The organism is Paenibacillus tepidiphilus (assembly GCF_008635795.1).
Classification (GTDB): Bacteria; Bacillota; Bacilli; order Paenibacillales; family Paenibacillaceae; genus Paenibacillus_AQ; species Paenibacillus_AQ tepidiphilus.
Genome location: NZ_VWRQ01000003.1, coordinates 285,807 through 302,978 on the forward strand (window position 1 = coordinate 285,807; position 17,172 = coordinate 302,978).

Annotated in this window: 10 protein-coding genes; 2 read left to right on the top strand and 8 right to left on the bottom strand. The window is 55.6% G+C overall.

What is annotated here, in order from left to right; translation table 11 throughout:
- Positions 1 to 21 precede the first annotated feature (21 nt).
- From phoU to pnpS, 4 genes are all read right to left on the bottom strand, one after another.
- Positions 22 to 681: a phosphate signaling complex protein PhoU gene (gene phoU, locus F1379_RS05345; protein WP_150267146.1), complete on the bottom strand. Its 660-nt coding sequence runs from the start codon at positions 679 to 681 to the stop codon at positions 22 to 24.
- 63 nt (positions 682 to 744) lie between these two features.
- Entirely contained in the window at positions 745 to 1,500 is a 756-nt protein-coding gene (pstB, locus tag F1379_RS05350) for a phosphate ABC transporter ATP-binding protein PstB (protein WP_239004565.1), read from the bottom strand.
- Positions 1,501 to 1,747: 247 nt separating this feature from the next.
- Positions 1,748 to 2,476: a response regulator transcription factor gene (locus tag F1379_RS05355; RefSeq protein ID WP_150267148.1), complete on the bottom strand. Its 729-nt coding sequence runs from the start codon at positions 2,474 to 2,476 to the stop codon at positions 1,748 to 1,750.
- Positions 2,477 to 2,974: 498 nt separating this feature from the next.
- Positions 2,975 to 4,765: a two-component system histidine kinase PnpS gene (gene pnpS / locus F1379_RS05360; RefSeq protein ID WP_150267150.1), complete on the bottom strand. Its 1,791-nt coding sequence runs from the start codon at positions 4,763 to 4,765 to the stop codon at positions 2,975 to 2,977.
- Positions 4,766 to 4,969: 204 nt separating this feature from the next.
- On the opposite strand from pnpS, the gene F1379_RS05365 reads away from it, so the two are divergent.
- The gene (locus F1379_RS05365) at positions 4,970 to 5,983 is read left to right on the top strand and encodes a LacI family DNA-binding transcriptional regulator (RefSeq protein WP_150267152.1); all 1,014 of its coding nucleotides are present in this window, start codon (positions 4,970 to 4,972) and stop codon (positions 5,981 to 5,983) included.
- 271 nt (positions 5,984 to 6,254) lie between these two features.
- Here F1379_RS05365 and F1379_RS05370 read toward each other — a convergent pair whose 3' ends face one another.
- The 4 genes from F1379_RS05370 to F1379_RS05385 all read right to left on the bottom strand — a co-directional run bounded on the left by F1379_RS05370 (position 6,255) and on the right by F1379_RS05385 (position 15,686).
- Positions 6,255 to 10,055, bottom strand: a complete 3,801-nt coding sequence (locus F1379_RS05370) for a carbohydrate binding domain-containing protein (RefSeq protein WP_150267154.1) — start codon at positions 10,053 to 10,055, stop codon at positions 6,255 to 6,257.
- 43 nt (positions 10,056 to 10,098) lie between these two features.
- The gene (locus F1379_RS05375) at positions 10,099 to 13,089 is read right to left on the bottom strand and encodes an alpha-amylase family glycosyl hydrolase (RefSeq protein ID WP_150267156.1); all 2,991 of its coding nucleotides are present in this window, start codon (positions 13,087 to 13,089) and stop codon (positions 10,099 to 10,101) included.
- A 391-nt stretch (positions 13,090 to 13,480) separates the two neighbouring features.
- Positions 13,481 to 13,684, bottom strand: coding sequence for a hypothetical protein (locus F1379_RS05380; protein ID WP_239004566.1), 204 nt, complete (start codon positions 13,682 to 13,684; stop codon positions 13,481 to 13,483).
- Positions 13,685 to 14,039: 355 nt separating this feature from the next.
- On the bottom strand, positions 14,040 to 15,686 hold the full coding sequence (locus F1379_RS05385) for a fumarate hydratase (RefSeq protein WP_150267160.1): 1,647 nt from the start codon (positions 15,684 to 15,686) through the stop codon (positions 14,040 to 14,042).
- Positions 15,687 to 15,788: 102 nt separating this feature from the next.
- Here F1379_RS05385 and yfbR point away from each other — a divergent pair, with 102 nt between their 5' ends.
- A complete protein-coding gene (gene yfbR, locus F1379_RS05390) occupies positions 15,789 to 16,400 on the top strand; it encodes a 5'-deoxynucleotidase (protein ID WP_150267162.1) in 612 nt (203 codons plus the stop codon).
- The last annotated feature ends 772 nt before the right edge of the window (positions 16,401 to 17,172 follow it).

Below are 17,172 nucleotides of genomic sequence, written 5' to 3' on the forward strand. Positions count from 1 at the left end.
CGCCGCTATTACATCTTCATTTTACTGATTCAAATCCGGACGCTTGCCTGTTACCAAATATACAACGCTCTCGCCGATGTTAGTGGCGTGGTCAGCGATCCGCTCGATGTAGCGGCCGACCAGGGTCAGCAACATCGTCTGCGACAGCGCATCCGGATGGGCTACCAGGTTCGTGTACAGCTCATTGATCATGCCGCTGTACAGATGGTCGACCTGATCGTCGTCCTGGGCCATTTTGTAGGCCAGATCGGTGTTCTCATCCAGGTAAGCCTGGATGGCTTCGTCGATCATCTTGTTAACAATTTCAGCCATACGCGGAATATCCACCAGCGGCTTGATCAGCTGCTGGCCCTGAATACGCATGGTGACCTTGGCAACGTCAAGCGCCAGATCGCCCATCCGCTCCAGATCGCTGGAGATTTTGAAGGCGACGATAATCCGGCGCAAATCCTTGGCCACAGGCTGCTGGGTAATGATGAGCCGGGAGCCGATATCCATGATTTTGTCTTCCATTGCATTGAGCGTCAAATCTGCCTTGACGATCTCCTGGGCACGGGCCGTGTCCAGAGTCTGCAGCGCCACGATGGCGCCTCCCAGAGCATCCGTTACATGCTCGCCCATCTGCTGCAGGGTACTGCGCAGTTCCTCCAGGTCTTTATCGAACTCTTTTCTGCGAATCATATTGTAACCGATCCTCCTCCAAAACATATCGTCAGGCTGTTATTCACAGGAACGGATGATGGCTTAGCCAAAGCGTCCCGAAATATAATCTTCCGTGCGTGAATCCTTCGGATTGGCGAACAGCTGCTCCGTATCTGCCGCTTCTACAATAACGCCATTCAGGAAGAAGACGGTGCGGCCCGACACACGGGCAGCCTGATGCATATTATGCGTGACCATGACAATCGTATACTCGCTGCGCAGCTCCTGCACCAATTCTTCAATCTTCAGTGTGGAGACGGGATCAAGCGCCGAGGTGGCCTCATCCATGAGCAGAATATCCGGCTGTACAGCCAGTGCTCTGGCAATACACAGACGCTGCTGCTGTCCGCCGGAGAGGCTGAGTGCGGATTTCTTGAGGAAATCCTTCACTTCTTCCCACAGCGCGGCCTGGCGCAGACTTTGCTCGACCAGCACATCCAGCTCCGCCTTGGAGCGGGTGCCGTGCAGGCGCGGGCCATAAGCAACATTGTCATAAATCGACTTCGGAAACGGGTTGGGCTGTTGAAAGACCATACCGACCTGCTTGCGCAGGCTTTCCACTTCCACTTCGTCGCTGTAAATATTTTTGCCGCCGATGGTTACGCTTCCTTCAATGCGGGTTCCGGGAATCATGTCGTTCATGCGGTTCAGCGTGCGCAGCAAAGTGGATTTCCCGCAGCCGGACGGGCCGATGAATGCAGTTACCTGCTTCTCGGGAATTTGCAGATCCATAGCTTTCAGCGCGTGAAAAGATTCATAGTAGAGATCCAGCTTCTCTATGTCAATGATGGATTTCATTCGTATTAGTGTCTCCTTCTCATCATCTTCGTACCCCATCATAAGCGTTCACTGTAAATCCGGTTGAGGAGAATTGTTAATGAAGTGTAAAATAACCCCTTACCTAGCATTCCTATACCCCATTGCTCTTATCCGGGATAATACAAGGAAAGGGCGTGTACATTCATCTAAAAATCATAACAAAGAATTGTAAAGGGAGTGTCAACGCAACGTTAACGGAAGGTTAAACAAAAAGAACACCGTCATATTAAATGACAGGCGTTCTTTTCTTGTTGACTACCAGCTTATAGCCGACGCCGCGGATGGAATCAATATGGACCGATTCCGGATCAAGCTCCAGCTTCTTGCGCAGAGAACTGACATGCACATCCACCGTGCGCTGCCCGCCGATATAATCAAAGCCCCACACCGCGTTCATCAGGTCGTCGCGCGTGAGCACTACGCCCGGCTTGCGGGCCAGGTACAGCAGTACTTCAAATTCTTTGGGCCGCAGGTTGATGCTCTGTCCGCCGAGCGAAACCTCATAACGTTCAGGATAAATCTCCAGCTGCCCCAAAATAATCGTCGAGGAGGAGGCCGCTGTCTCCGGCTGGATCTCTTCGGTCACTCCCGTAATCCGCCGCAGCACCGCGCTTACCCTTGCCAGCAGCTCGGAAACACCGAAGGGCTTGGTAATATAATCGTCGGCTCCGGATTTCAGCCCCCGGACGACATCCTCTTCTGCGTTCTTGGCGGTCAGCACGATGACCGGCGTAAGAATCCCTTGCCCCCGCAGCTTATCGAGAATATCAATTCCGTTCATCCCCGGCAGCATCAGATCCAGCACGATCAGGTCAAAAGGTTCTCTAGTCGCACGGTCGTACCCTGCCGTTCCATGATCCTCAACCGTCACTTCGTATCCTTCCTGCGTCAGATTGTAGGACAGCAGCCGGGCCAGCGTCGGTTCGTCTTCAATGACAAGCAATCGTTGTGCCATAGTTCCCCCCGTCTTTCTTGTGTTTAAATTTACAATTTAACAAACCTATAGAGGTCGAGCTTTACATTTACATATCGAGGGTGGAAGTGCGGAGGGGAAGTTTGGAACTGGAGGAGCGTTAGCGTCCGCCTGAAAGCTTTCCAGAGGAAAGCTAGCATAGAAAGCATCGGCTGTCACCAGATTTCTACCGCTTAAAGCGATAGAATTAAAGAAATCTGGAGACAACAGCGGCTGGAAGTCCAAACATTCCCTGTAGTTACGATAACCCTGTATGCACTTAAAGATCAACCGAAATAGAGCCAAGCCCATCATATCACCATAATGTTAACTTGGTGTAAAATCTTATCCCCATTAAAAAGGATTTGTTCTCAGCTTAATAGTAGCGCCTGGGTGACAGGCTGACAACGGCTGCTTACTTCTATGGGTATGAGGCGGAGAGCATTGCCGCCCGGCTCCCGGCGACAGGGCATCTTCCTAAACGGCGGACACTGTATGCTCTTATTGCGGTTCCTGCAGCACCGGCAGTTCAATAATAAAGGAGCTGCCCAATCCCAGATCGCTCTCCACCGTAATCGAGCCGTGGTGCATATCGACCAGATGCTTCACAATGGAGAGACCGAGGCCCGTACCGCCGGAGCCCCGCGACCTCGCCTTGTCGACACGGTAAAAGCGTTCAAAAATCCGCGGCAGGTCCTTGCGCGGAATGCCGATTCCGGTATCGCTGACGTTAAAGATTACCGTTTCCGTGCCGTCGGCCTTCTGGCTGGTCTTCGCCGACACTCTGACATTGCCGCCTTCATGAGTGTAATTAATGGCATTGGAGAGCAGGTTGATTAAGATCTGCCGCAGCTTGTCTTCATCGGCTTCGATAAATAATTCATCCGGTACATCGATGCTGATGCTGATGTTTTTCTTCTCAGCCACCTTGCTCAGCGTCTCCAGGACCGATTTCATAAAATCAATCAGATGCACCGGTGAGCAGTCGAGCTGTACGCGTTTGGACTCGATCTTGGACAGGTCCAGGATATCGCCGATCAGGCGGTTCAGCCGTTCATTCTCATCATAGATAATCTGCAGGAAGGAACGGGCGGTCTTCTCATCGGTTACGCCTCCGCCAAGGAGCGTCTCGGCGAAGCCTTTGACTGCCGCCACCGGTGTCTTGAGCTCATGAGAGACGTTGGCTACGAACTCACTGCGCATTTTTTCCAAACGGCGGATTTCCGTAACCTCCTGCAGCAGAAACAGCATGCCGCGATATGAGCCGTCCTGCACCATCGGCACCCCGTCCAGCCGGACAATCCGCTCGGTCGGATTGTAAATGCTCCGCTCGTCATGAATCGCTTCCCTGTTGGAGACGCCCTCTTCAATCAGCCGGGAGATCTCATAATGATGCTTCAGCTCCTTATAGGACCGTCCGGCCATCTCGCTGTTCTGCACATTCAGCAGCTTCTCGGCCGCACGGTTCAGCAGGGCGATCTCTTCGAGCTCATTGATCATAACAATGCCGCCCGTCATATTGTCGAGCACGCTCTGCAGCAAATCCTCGTTGTCGCGGATGGTTTTGAGCTGGGCCTGCAGGCTGTCGGCCATCGCATTGATTGCAATCGCCAGCTGGCCGACCTCATCCTTGCGCTGCACCGTCACTCTGGCATCATAATCCAGATCGGTAATGCGCCGGGCCACACGCGTGATCTGCTCCAGGGGAGAGGTCATGCTGGACGCCACCTTGTAGCTGACGAAGGTTGCCGCAATGAACAGCAGTACAAGCCCGCCGGCCATAACGGCCCAGGCCTTCCCCAGCCCCTCCGTCACCGCATCCAGTCCCATCGACATACGGATGTAGCCGTCGAAGCCCTCCTCCGATGTTACCGCTCCGGCCACGTACAGCATTTCGCGGTCGAGCGTATCACTGTAGCGGATCGCCCGCCCTACGCCTTCCTTGGCGGCCAGCCGCTCCTCCTCACGGTTCGAGTGATTGTCCATCTCCAGCGGATTCTTCTCGGAATCACCGATGACACGGCCGTCTTTGGTAATAAAGGTCACCCGTGAATCTGCGAGCGCAGCGATGCGTTCAGCCTGCTCCGTATAATAGCTTAAGGCGTCTTCTCCATTCATATCGACGAACGGCATGGTGCCGGAGAGCAGATGAATCTCTCGCAGCATATTCTCCTCCAACGCTCCGACATGGGAATCGCGGAAGAGCTTGGCCATCGTCAGACCCGCACCGATCATCGAAATACCGATCAGGATCATCATAATTAATGTCAGGCGAATGCGGAACGGTTTCATATCTATCTGTCCTCTTTCTTCGGGGTGGTTTCCATGAACACATCCTAACTCCATTCCTGCCAAAATACCAGAGGCCGCGTCAAATATCAACGCAGTGTAAAATGTTACGGTCCACCCGGGCTGATATTCCGCTTCAGATTGGTGGGTTCCCGGAAGATTATGATATGATCATCTCAAATCTTGTTCTTATCGTGAGGTCAATCTATGAAAGTAACCATTTCCGATGTGGCCAAAGCGGCCAATGTCGCCAAATCTACGGTCTCCAAGGTGCTTAATGATTCCCCCAGAATCTCGGCGGATACTAAACGCAAGGTCCGGGAAATCATGAAGGAGATGAATTATATCCCGAGCAGCATGGCTACCGGGCTGGCCAAACGCAGCAGCAAAACTGTAGGGCTGCTTGTCGATATGTCTAAACAAAGCGAATTTCTGAACCAGTTCTTCTATAACATTATCGGCGGCATCGAGAGCGTGATCGGCCCTCTGGGATATGAGCTAACCCTCTTCAACGTGCAGCATGCAGAGGGCGAGGAGCATTTTTTGAACCGGCTGGTGCGCAGCGGCCGGGTCGACGGGATCATTGCCAATAATTCCGTGTTGACCGAGGAACTGTCGCTCGCCTTGAACGAACTGAATTTCCCTTACATCTCCATCGGTGAAATCCACGCACCCGGCAGCTGGGTTGACTTCGACAATGAAGCAGGCGGCAGGATGCTGACCTCCCATCTGCTGCAGCAGGGCTACAGCCGGCCTGCTTTTGTCGGCGGGGAGCGGAACGAGCGGATATTTACCCGGCGGCTGGCCGGCTATCTGCAGGCGCTGCGTGAGAACGGCACAGCCGGCTCCAGTGACTGGATCATCAACGTGGAGGCCAATGAGCATGAAGGGTACCAGGCAGCGCTGCGTCTGCTGCAGTGCGCTGAGCGGCCTGACTCCTTCGTCTGCATGACCGCTTACGCTGCCTTCGGTGTCTTGAAGGCCGCCCGCGAGCTCGGCGTGAATGTGCCGGGGCAGCTCGGAATCGCTTCTTTCGACGAATACCCGCTGTCCCCCTACACCACGCCTCCGCTGACTTCGCTGAACATTGAGACGCTCCGGCTTGGCGAGGCCTCCGGTTCGTGGCTGATGGAACGCATCCAGAGCGGTCAGGCTACGGCACGGCAGCTTCTGCTGCAGCCTGAGCTGATCGGGCGCGAATCTACGGCGGGCCTGCAATAAAAGCACGGCCCTTTGGTTTGGGTCAACCGCCAAGCCGAGAGCTGTACAGTCAAACCTTAATCATGTGCAATTATTGGCAGTAAAAGAAGCCAAGCTTTGACGGAAACGGTGCAGAACAATAGGCATCTGCTGTCAGGCAGGTCTCCGTTCAACGCGATTCTGCAGTTCCGATACAAAGAACCGTACCGGATAAGGGCTACCCCTTACCCGGTACGGTTTTCACTTGTTTATGCTCTGAATTTTACTGTTTAAATGCAATGAGCAGCTCTTGCTACTGGTCCTTCCAGCGCTGTACCGTCAGTGTGACGGTCTGCGCTCCCCCGGCAGGCGTCAACGTGCGGTTCGCAATATCTGCCCCGCCGGAGGCTGTTTCAACAGACGGCCAGCTGCCGCGCGTCAGCTTATACTGCACCGCCGTTCCCGCAGGAAGATTCAGCGTAATGGAATAGACGCCGTCACTGCCCTTGGTCAGCTTATAGGCCGGATCTGCAGCATTCCAGCTGTTGAAGCTGCCGGAGAGATACACGGCTGCATCCGCCGGTGTAGAGGCGGGAACGCTCACCCGGAACGTCACACCGTCTGCCTGAGGCTGACCCGCTGTAACCGTGCCGTTCACCAGACTCCAGGTTCCTGCCGTGAAGGTATAATTGTTTCCGCCGTTATTGTCCCAGGTGCCGCTGCCGTTGTTGAAGGCGGCCGTGAGACCTGTTGCGCTGCCGAGCGGAACTGACAAGAATTTGTACCCCGCGAAAGCAGAAGACTGCATCTGCGCACCGGGAGCGGTCGTCCATGTAGTGGCATTATTCAGCTTGTAATGAATATAAGAGCTGCTGAATGAAGTGTTCTTGTAATAAATGTTCGCCACAGCGGTCGGCGTTGCCGTTGGTGTTGCTGTCGGTGTTGGTGTCGGTGTCGGTGTCGGTGTCGCCGTTGGCGTTACTGTCGGCGTGGCCGTCGGTGTCGCTGTCGGCGTTACTGTCGGCGTGGCCGTCGGCGTTGCTGTCGGCGTGGCCGTTGGCGTTGCTGTCGGTGTCGCCGTTGGCGTTGCGGTCGGTGTCGCCGTCGGCGTTGCTGTCGGTGTCACTGGCGCCCCGGATTTGATGCTGCCGGTAGGCGTATAGGTCCAGGTGCCGACCCCGAACAGGTAATTGCTGCCGCCGTTGCTGTCCCAGGTCCCGCTGCCATTGTTGAAGCACGCCTCCAATTGGGTAGCTGCGCCGATATTGATCGTTATTTTGTTATACCCGCTGAGTTCGGACGCCGGAATCGGTACACCCGGAGCTGTCGTCCATGTGCCGCCGGCCGGACGGTAGTGAATATAAGGTGACGTATACCCCTGCTTATAATAGATCGTCACATTATTGCCTTCCGGTGTCGTCACCGAAGCAGCTGCGCTGAACGCCGACAGATTGCCGGCGGCATCAAACGCCCTGATCTTATACTCGTAAGCAGTGCTTCCCGCAAGTCCGCTGTCGGTATATGAGGTGCCTGTAGTGGTGCCCACCTTCACGCCGTTCCGGAAGATCTCATATCCGGTGATGCGTACATTATCAGTGGCCGCATTCCATGTCAGTGCTGCGGAAGATGCGTTGACCACCGAAGCCTGCAGGTTCGCAGGTGTGCTCGGAGCTTCGTGATCCGGAACGGCAGGCACATCGGTAATGAACGGATGCGTGCCCTCAATCGTTCCGTTAATATTCTCCGTATATTTGCCCCCGGATTGCGTATACTTGCCTGCTCCGACATACACCTGCTGGATATCGCTGCGGGTCACATTGCCCTTGGCGTCCTTGGCTTCAATATAATAGTCCAGCAATTGGTCGCGGTAATCGGAAATATAGCTGAAATACAGGTCGCCGATTTCCGAGGCCGGAACCTTCTCCATCACCGCTTTGCTGCTCGGCTGCCAGTCGACCCCGTTGATATCAGGATTCAGATCGCGGACATTCATCGGATATTCCACCCAATCCCCGACCTTATCCGGATTAATTCCGGCGACACCGGCGGCGGCCAAACCTTCCGGATCGTAGACCTTGAAGGTATTGTCGGTAGCGTCCGCTGTTTTATCGCGGTGCACCCGAACCTTAACCTTAATATCGCTGATGCCGCTCGTATCGTAAGCGTACGTATAAATCGCAAACTCATTGTTGAAATGCTGCAGCGTCCAGCCTTCGGCCTTGCTGACATTCGCACTGCCGGGGTTGTACGGATAGCGCTGCGGCCACCATACGGACGGACCGGTCTTGTCTTTGGCCAGCTTCTGGGTGACATACGGCTTGGAGAAATAGATGGACTGGTTAAAGGCCAGCGCCGGCTTCACGCTGTCATCCACATTCTCGTCGTAATAGCCGAAGCCCGAATCCATCGCCGGCAGCAGGAAGTACCAGGCCAGCTCGGCCGGATTGGCGCCGCCAGCGTAATCTCTGGTCGCGTCCCCTTTAACCGGATAGGAGATCATCCATGGATTAAGCTGGTTGCCTTCATACGTAACCTCACGGTCCAGCGCCGTTGTCGGCTTCCAGTAATTCGGATGCTCTTCGAGCCAGATTTGCTCTGCGGTCTGCGCATAATTCAGCGAAGCTTGCAGCAGTGCAAAATTACGCTCCAGATAATGGTAGCCCTCTTCAAAGGAGACGGTCATGCCCTCTTCTACCCCGGAAAGATTCTTCTTGGGTGCATAGGAGGTGCCATTCGCCTGATTGAAGGCGGCAAATTGCCCCTTCCAGATACCAAACGGCAGATGCCAGTGATACCACGTCGGATCGGAGGAGGAATCCCGGGTATCAATCCAGGAGCCATCCTGCACATGGACTACATCAGAGGCTGAAGGCATGTTGAACAGCAGATACTCGTCGATGCCCATCCCCTTGACGCCGCTGTCCCGATAGGTGACATTTCCGGCGTTACGCCACGTCTCCTCGGAGCCCGCGCGGCCCGAGGAATTATCGCCGTCGTGCGCGACTACAAAAATCTGCTTCTGTGCCACCAGGTTCTCGTACGGCTTCAGGGCATCCGCCTTGACCTGTCCGAGATAGCCTTCCTCCCAGGACTGGGCCTGTGCCACCGGCACACCGACCACCTTGGACTGCTTGCCTGTCGCCGGATCGACGTATTGAACCCAATGCGCCGTAGAGGCGAACGGGTATTTGTTCTGCACAACCTGCTGCTCATTGAACATCGGCTCCGACACCCAGGCCCCTACGGTGCTGGTATTCTGCAGATCGGCACGGTTCGGCGGCGACACCATCGTGTCTGCACCCGGGCTGTTCAGCAGCGGATAGTCCTTGAGCGTCCGCGAGAAATGATTATTCCCGATGACCGACCACTGGATGCCCAGCTTCTCAAGGACAGGAATGATCCGTTCGGAGAACCCGAGCTCCGTAGGGAAGAAACCCTTGGAGGACTTGTAGCTGCTGCCCAGAAAATAAGGCTGGGCCAGAGTAGCCCCATGGTAGATCAGGTCCTTCAGCAAATAATCGTTGCCGACCAGCGGCCCCATGGAATGATGTCCGGTAAAATGAACCATGTCGAGCGTATTCTTGTTGTTCGCCGTCTTAAGCTGGGTATACGCGGTCTTCCAGGGTGTTCCCCAGTTCGGATCGGTGTAACCGGCGATGTTCCCCCGCTGGATGATGTTGTTGACGTTGTTCACGACAGAGCCGGACATCGTCACATGCATCTGCGCCTGGGGATGATTCGCGTCCAGCGTATTGGCCACGCTCCACGGCCAGGTCAGATACGCACCGGTCTTGGCATGGTGGGAATAATAAGACACGAGATCGTCATGCGGCATCGGCGAGCCATTGGGCAGATAGTACGTATAATTTGCAGGCGGATTCTGCTTCAGTTGAATGACATCCCCGTCGTACGTGTAACGGATCGGACTGCCGACGGGCAAGGAATTATAGGCGTTCACATCATAATAGGCCCAGAAATTCGGCATATGGTTGTGATAGACATGGGAGGCCGCAATTTCCGCCGAGACGCTTGCCCCGGCGGATTGAGCCAGCAGCAGTGAGCCGAGCAGCACAGCCGCAGCCTTGCGCCTCCAGCTGGATCTGGAGTGCTTCATCCGATGAATCAACCCCTCTCAGATATCGGATTGTTACATCCGGTTACTGGTCCTTCCAGCGCTGCACGGTCAATGTCACCGTCTGCGCTCCGCCCGCAGGTGTCAGGGAGCGGTTAGCGATGTCCGCACCGTTCGAGGCGGTCTCCACGTTCGTCCAGGCCCCGCGGGTAAGCTTATACGTCACTGCCGTACCTGCCGGGAGATTCAGTGTAATGGAGTACACTCCGTCGCTGCCCTTGGTCAGCTTGTAGGCCGGATCGGCGGCATTCCAGTTATTGAAGCTGCCGGAGAGATACACCGGACCGTCTGCCGGAGTGGAAGCCGGCACCGTTACCCGGAACGTTACACTGTCCGGCTGCGGTTCGCCTGCGGCGATGCTGCCGTTCACTAGACTCCAGGCTCCGGCGGCAAAGTGATAATTGTTGCCCCCGTTGTTATCCCAGGTATTGTTGCCATTGTTGAACGCAGCGGTTAACCCGGCCGCACTGCCCAGCGGAATGGTTACCGACTTGTATCCGGTATAGGCAGAGGCCTGCAGCTGTACGCCAGGTACGGTAGTCCATGTGCTGGAATTGTCCAGCTTATAGTGGATATAAGAATTGGTGTAAGCTGTATTCTTGTAATAAATAGTGACCGAAGACGTTGGCGTGGCCGTCGGCGTCACAGTCGGCGTTGGCGTAGGTGTCGCTGTTGGCGTCACGGTCGGCGTTGGTGTTGGTGTCGCTGTTGGCGTCACGGTAGGCGTTGGTGTTGGTGTCGTTGTTGGCGTCACAGTCGGTGTTGGTGTTGGCGTCGGAGTGGCCGTCGGTGTTACCGGTGCTCCCGCCTGAATGTTTCCTGTCGGCGTGTAAGTCCAGGTGCCTGTGCCGAACAGGTAATTACTTCCGCCATTGCTGTCCCAGGTGCCGCTGCCGTTGTTGAAGGCGGCTTCCAGTTGGCTTGCCGCACCAATGTCAATCGTGATCTTGTTATATCCGCTGATCTCAGCGGCGGGTATGGCTACCCCAGGTGCCGTGGTCCATGTCCCGCCGGCCGCACGGTAATGAATGTAAGGCGTTGTATAGCCTTGCTTGTAATAGATGGTCACACTGTTTCCGGCAGGAGTGGTTGCCAGTGCCGCCAAGCTGAAGGCCGACAGATTGGCCGCAGCGTCAAAGGCTTTTACCGTGTAAGTGTAGCTTGTGCTGCCGGTCAATCCGGTATCGGTGTACGAGGTGCCTGCCGCAGTTCCAACCTTGACGCCGTTGCGGTAAACCTCATAGCCGGTTACGCCGACATTATCCGTGGAAGCGGTCCAGCTCACCTTTACACTTGAAGCGTTCTGGGCAACGGCTGTCACGTTCGTCGGAACGCTTGGTGCGGTGGTGTCAGTGGACAGCGGGGTTACGGCATAAATTTTGGCCGCGTTGGCGCCGAGTGTTACTGTAATCTGTTTGCCGGTTACGCCGCCCGATTGAACGGTGATAGTATCTGCGCTGTTAAACTGGTTGTACAGTTTTGTGCCGACAGCTAGTGAGCTTTCGACCCGCAGCGGAATCGTTACGGTCTGCGAGCCGCCGGACGCATTGCTGAACGCGGAGATAACTTCCTGGCCAGCGTTCGTACCGTTGTCGATCCGGCGCGAGAACGCGTAGAGGTTCTGTGCAGCCCACATTTCGCGCTGGGTACCGGTACGCAGAGCCGGGTTATTCTTGCGGATTTCATTAAGCTTGGCTACATGCTTATAAGTGCTGGCGTTCGGATCAAAGTAATTCTGAATTACATTGCCGTTCGCATCGCGCTTCACCATCGACCAGCGGTTCCACGTGTCGGCAATGCCGCCGGTCATAATCTGGCCGTTGCCGTTGCCCTTGTTCTGCTCGGTGCCCTGGAAGACGACCGGCGTTCCCCGGACAGCGAAGATGAAGGACAACGCATTCTGCAGCTTCTCTACGCTGCCGCCGGCTTCCGTGAGGAACCGGTTACGGTCATGGTTGTCGATAAACGTCACCATGTGGTTCGCATTTCCGTTGTAGTAGGAATCCTGGGCCAATGTATTCTTGACATTCGCTTCAAAAGACTGGCCGTATGCGAAGCTGTTCAGCACCGAGAAGAACAGCGGGAAGTCAAGCATACCCCATTCCTTGTTCGCACCAACCCAGCGGGAGACGAATTCGGCGTTGCCGTCGAAATTCTCACCGAAGGTGTTTACGCCCAGCAGATTCTGCAGCTCGCCGATATCGGTCGGCTTCATCAGCTTGGCCGCATCCACACGCGCCCCATCGGCGCCGGTATAGTCAAACCAGCCCTTGATGGAGCTGAATATGGCCTGCTTGGCTGCCGGAACATCGAAATCAATGTCATCGAGGCCGCCCAGATCATGGTTCTCCAGGTAGTCCTGTGCCCACTGGTCATACCGCCCGTCAGCCAGCGACCAGTTGATATCGCCGTTATGATGATACCAGGCCGGATTGTTGAACGGTGCAGCCGGCTGCAAGGCAGGAATGTCGTAGTAAGCCTGGGTGCCCAGCATGTAATCGCCGATATGGTTCGGTACGACGTCGATAATGACCTTGATGCCGAGAGCATGGGCCGAATCCACAAGCTCTTTCAGTTTTTCTTTGGTGCCGAAGTAAGGATTGGCCTTGTTAGGGTCCTTGACGTTATACCCGTGATAGGCGGTATTCTTGCCGGAGCCGTTATTCTCCCGGTTCGTCATCTGGGGCTCGGCCACCGGAGAAATCCAGATCGCCGTATAACCCATGCCCGCAATGTACGGGAGCTTGTCGATGACACCCTGCCAGTCTCCGCCCTTCATGTAGCGGAAATCCTCCTCGGAGTTCTCTCCGTAACGGATCGCGCTGCCGGTGGCATTATTGGAGGTATCTCCGTCATGGAAACGGTCCACCATAATCTGATAAATCGTGTCATTCTCGGTAACGGTTCCGATGCTGGCCGCTTCAACCTGCGCCGGAGGCACAACAAACAAATTCATCGTGATGGAAAGTACAATGGACGCAATCAGAACAGGAACTAGCCATGGTTTACGTTTCATCCTTATCATCCTCTCGTAAAAGCGTTTTCAAAACAGTTAAATCGTTTGCACAAAATGGCAGCAGTCTGTACTTCTACTTCCTCTTGACATAAACGGGCTTGCAGGACTCACTGGAACTTGCGGATTGACTGGCAGTATTGCGGGGCGAAACGGGCATTCCGGGACTTGTTGGCAAGACAATCGGCTAAAGTGACTGACAAAGCTGAGTGAAGGACAGGCAGGGTTACTGAAGAACAGCAGAAGGTGTAAAGCGTTAGCAATTGGTACAGGAAACCGGTTTCCCCCTAGAAATTACCATGCCCATGGTTGCGTTGTCAAGAAATTTAATTATCGTTTTTTTGCAGAAGCGCATGAAAAAGACCATCCCGCAAGAGAATGGCCCGACATTGCTTTATTTTCCTAATAACTGATTCAGGCCCAGCCGTTTCATCCCCTCGGTCCATGCCCATCCGCCTGCACTGGCCAGCACTACATTATGAAAAATCTTCATAGCCAGTGAGTACGTCACCGTTCCGATAATGATCTCGATTACGAAGAAGCGCAGCACATCCCCTTTGGTGATGACATAGACTTGGAACTCATGTTTTGGCAGCATAGGTCTCATGATCCACCCCATTCGTGTTTATGTACCCATATGCGGCTTTAAGTTTGTCTGATTCCACTTCGTATTTGGTTAAATAAGGAATAAGGAGGGATGAATGATGAACAGCTGGACGATGGCCGATTGGGCTGCCCGTATCATGGGGAAAGATCCATACTGGATGGCAGCATTCCGGGACGGAGAAATATATACCGCATTGTCGGCTTGGCGGGATTAATACTCGGACCGCTGATGATCCCGGTGAACGCCCAAGATGCCCTATTCGGATTCGTGGTCCGAACAGGGCTTTGGGGAATGATATAAATTATGAGTGCGGTACAATATACAATGCAGAAACCGTCCACCAGCGCTACTTAAAGACCGGCTCCTTCAACATCGCCAGCTTGGCGGCCGAATCCTTCTCCACATCTGCATGAAGGCTGTTTCCATGGGAGTCCATCGTAACAATCGCGGCAAAATCTTCGACCTGCAGATGCCACATGGCCTCGGGAATACCGAACTCCATAAAGTCCACGCCATTGACCTTCTTGAGACATTCGGCATAGTATTGCGCAGCTCCGCCGATGGCATTCAGGTACACGCCACCGTGCTCCCGGAGCGCCTGCAGGGTCTTCGGTCCCATACCGCCTTTGCCGATAACGGCACGGATGCCGAACTTCTTCAGGATCTCTCCTTGATACGGCTCCTCGCGGATGCTCGTCGTCGGACCTGCAGCCTTAACATGCCAGCCGTCTTCGTCCTTCAGCATAACAGGACCGCAGTGATAAATCACCGCTCCGTTCAAATCGACAGGCGCGTCGTGGTCCATCAAATATTTGTGCAGGGCATCGCGCCCGGTATGCATTTCGCCGGAGAGGATCACCACATCGCCCACGCGCAGGCTGCGGATCTGCTCCTCGCTGATCGGCGTCGTCAGGCGGATCTCCCGCGTTCCGCCGGAGGACTGGCCGTTTGCAGCCGCTGGAGCTGCCGGGGCTATTTCAGGCGCCGCCGCTATGCTTGCATCCTCGGAGACAACGCCGTCGGTAACGGATGTGGCAAGCCGCCCGGCAGCGACAGTTTCCAGGACCTCCGGCTCACTCTCTACCGATACCCCCGTGCCGCTCTCGTAAAGCCACTCCTTAATGCTGCCTGTCGCCGGTTCGACCAGCACGCCCTGCCGGCGGAAAGCCCAGCAGTTGTAGGCTACCGAGACAAAAAAGCTGGCCGGCAGCCGGTTCATCACGCCCACCTTGCAGCCCAGCAGCGTCACCTCGCCGCCGAAGCCCATCGTGCCGATGCCCAGCTTGTTGGCATTCTCCATAATATAATCCTCCAGCTTGGCCAGGTCGGCGGCCGGATTGACATCGTCCACTTTGCGGAACAGCTGCTTCTTCGCCAGCTCATAGCCGGTGGTACGGTCGCCGCCGATGCCGACGCCGAGGAAGCCTGCGCTGCAGCCCTGCCCCTGCGCCTGGTACACGGCATGCAGGATGCATTTGCGGATGCCGTCGAGATCGCGTCCGGCTTTGCCCAGTCCTTCCAGTTCCGCCGGAAGGCTGTACTGGATATTCTTGTTCTCGCAGCCGCCGCCCTTGAGAATCAGCCTGACATCAATGTTGTCCTCTTCCCACTGTTCAAAATGAATCACCGGCGTGCCCGCGCCCAGATTGTCGCCGCTGTTCTCGCCTGTCAGCGAGTCCACGGAGTTGGGACGCAGCTTGCCGCCCTTGGTAGCCCGGACAATGGCGCTGTGGATATCCTTCTTCATCTCAATCTGATTAACGCCGACCGGCGTATGCACAATAAAGGTTGGCATCCCCGTGTCCTGGCAAATCGGCGATACTTCTTGCTCGGCCATGCCGATATTCTGTGCAATTGTCGTCAGCGCCAGACCGGAACGGGTCGCCCGATCCTCCAGTGCGCGCCCCTTGGCCACTGCACGCCGCACGTCCCCCGGCAAATTGGTGGAGGTCTCTACGATCAACCGGTACATACTCTCTTCGAAATCCCGCATCGCTATCAAGCTCCTCTCTGTCCGTCAAGGTTGCTTAAACTCTGTTACAATTAGTTATTATAATATCATATTAAAGCGCGTATGAAAGGGGTTACTTAAAAATTGAACTACCATTTCTCCGCTTATCTGTACCGTCTGCAGTATATCCAGCGCTGGAGTCTGATGCGCAGCACCACCCCCGAGAACGTAGCGCAGCATTCGTTCCAGGTCGCCCTTCTGGCCCATATGGTCTGCACCATCGGCAACGTCCACTTCGCCCGCTCGCTGAACGCCGACCGGGCCGCTGTGATGGCGTTGTTCCACGACGCCACCGAGGTCTTCACCGGCGACATCGCCACGCCGGTGAAGCACAACAACCCGCGGCTCCTGGCCAGCTTCCGCGACATGGAGCGGATCGCCGCCGAGCGCCTCGCGGCGATGGTCCCGCCGGAGCTGCGCGCCGTCTACGCGCCGCTCCTGCAGCCCCAGGACAGTCCGCCCGGCTCCGGGGATGCCGGACTGCTCCGGTACGTCAAGGCCGCCGACAGCCTGGACGCCTACCTGAAATGCGTCTGGGAGGTCGCCGCAGGCAACCGCGAGTTCGCTGCCGCCAAGGCGCAGACCGGCGCCAAGCTGCGCGAGCTGGCCATGCCTGAGGTGGACTATTTCCTCGTCCACCTCGCGCCGGGGTTTGAGCTGTCGCTGGACGAGCTGTCGGAGGGCAGCGAAGGGTAGCTGGCCCGCGCCGAGGCGCCGGGCACCGTGAGCAGGGCGCGGTGATCGCGGCCGGGACCGCGGCGGGATGCCGTGAGGCGCGGGCGCACGCTGTGGCGCCGGGGCGGCAGCGAGACGCGTGAGGCGCAGCGGATCACCGTGAGACGCTGGCCCGAAGGCAGAGCCGCCGAGGACCGCGGCTTGGGGCATCTGACGCGGCCAATGGTGCCAATGCGGCGCCCTCACTACCTATTAGCGACATGGCGCTGATTAGCGGATTTTACTTTTAAACCTCTACCGTTACGGACTCCGGCGCATGAGCTTGATTTGTGGATTATAGTCGATTTTTCGCCTACGTTTGCCCTGTCTACCTTCTCTGCAGCCCATTATGGTCAGTTTTTCGACTACAATGGGTCTGTTTTCCTCCACGGCAAGACATTGTGGTCGGTTTTTCGACTACGTTGGTCTTATTTACCTTCACGGTAGCCCATTATGGTCGATTTTTCGCCTACAATAGGATTGATTAGCCGGAGGGTGCTGTTTGTCGGCATGTTCACGGGAAGGGATGTAGGCGCGGACGTCCCCAGCCTTACTGGCAACTAGATGGTGCATAGCTTCAATTTGATGCGGTCAAGGTACTAGAGCCACTCTTATCAAGGCTCTGTTGTCCGATAACCCGGCGAGAACTTCATGCTGCTGCCAGCGCATCACTGCTCATTCCGCACACAACCATTTTGTTACACTATCGCTACAGATACCGCCTACCTCATAGATGCACCATCTCTGCTTAAGC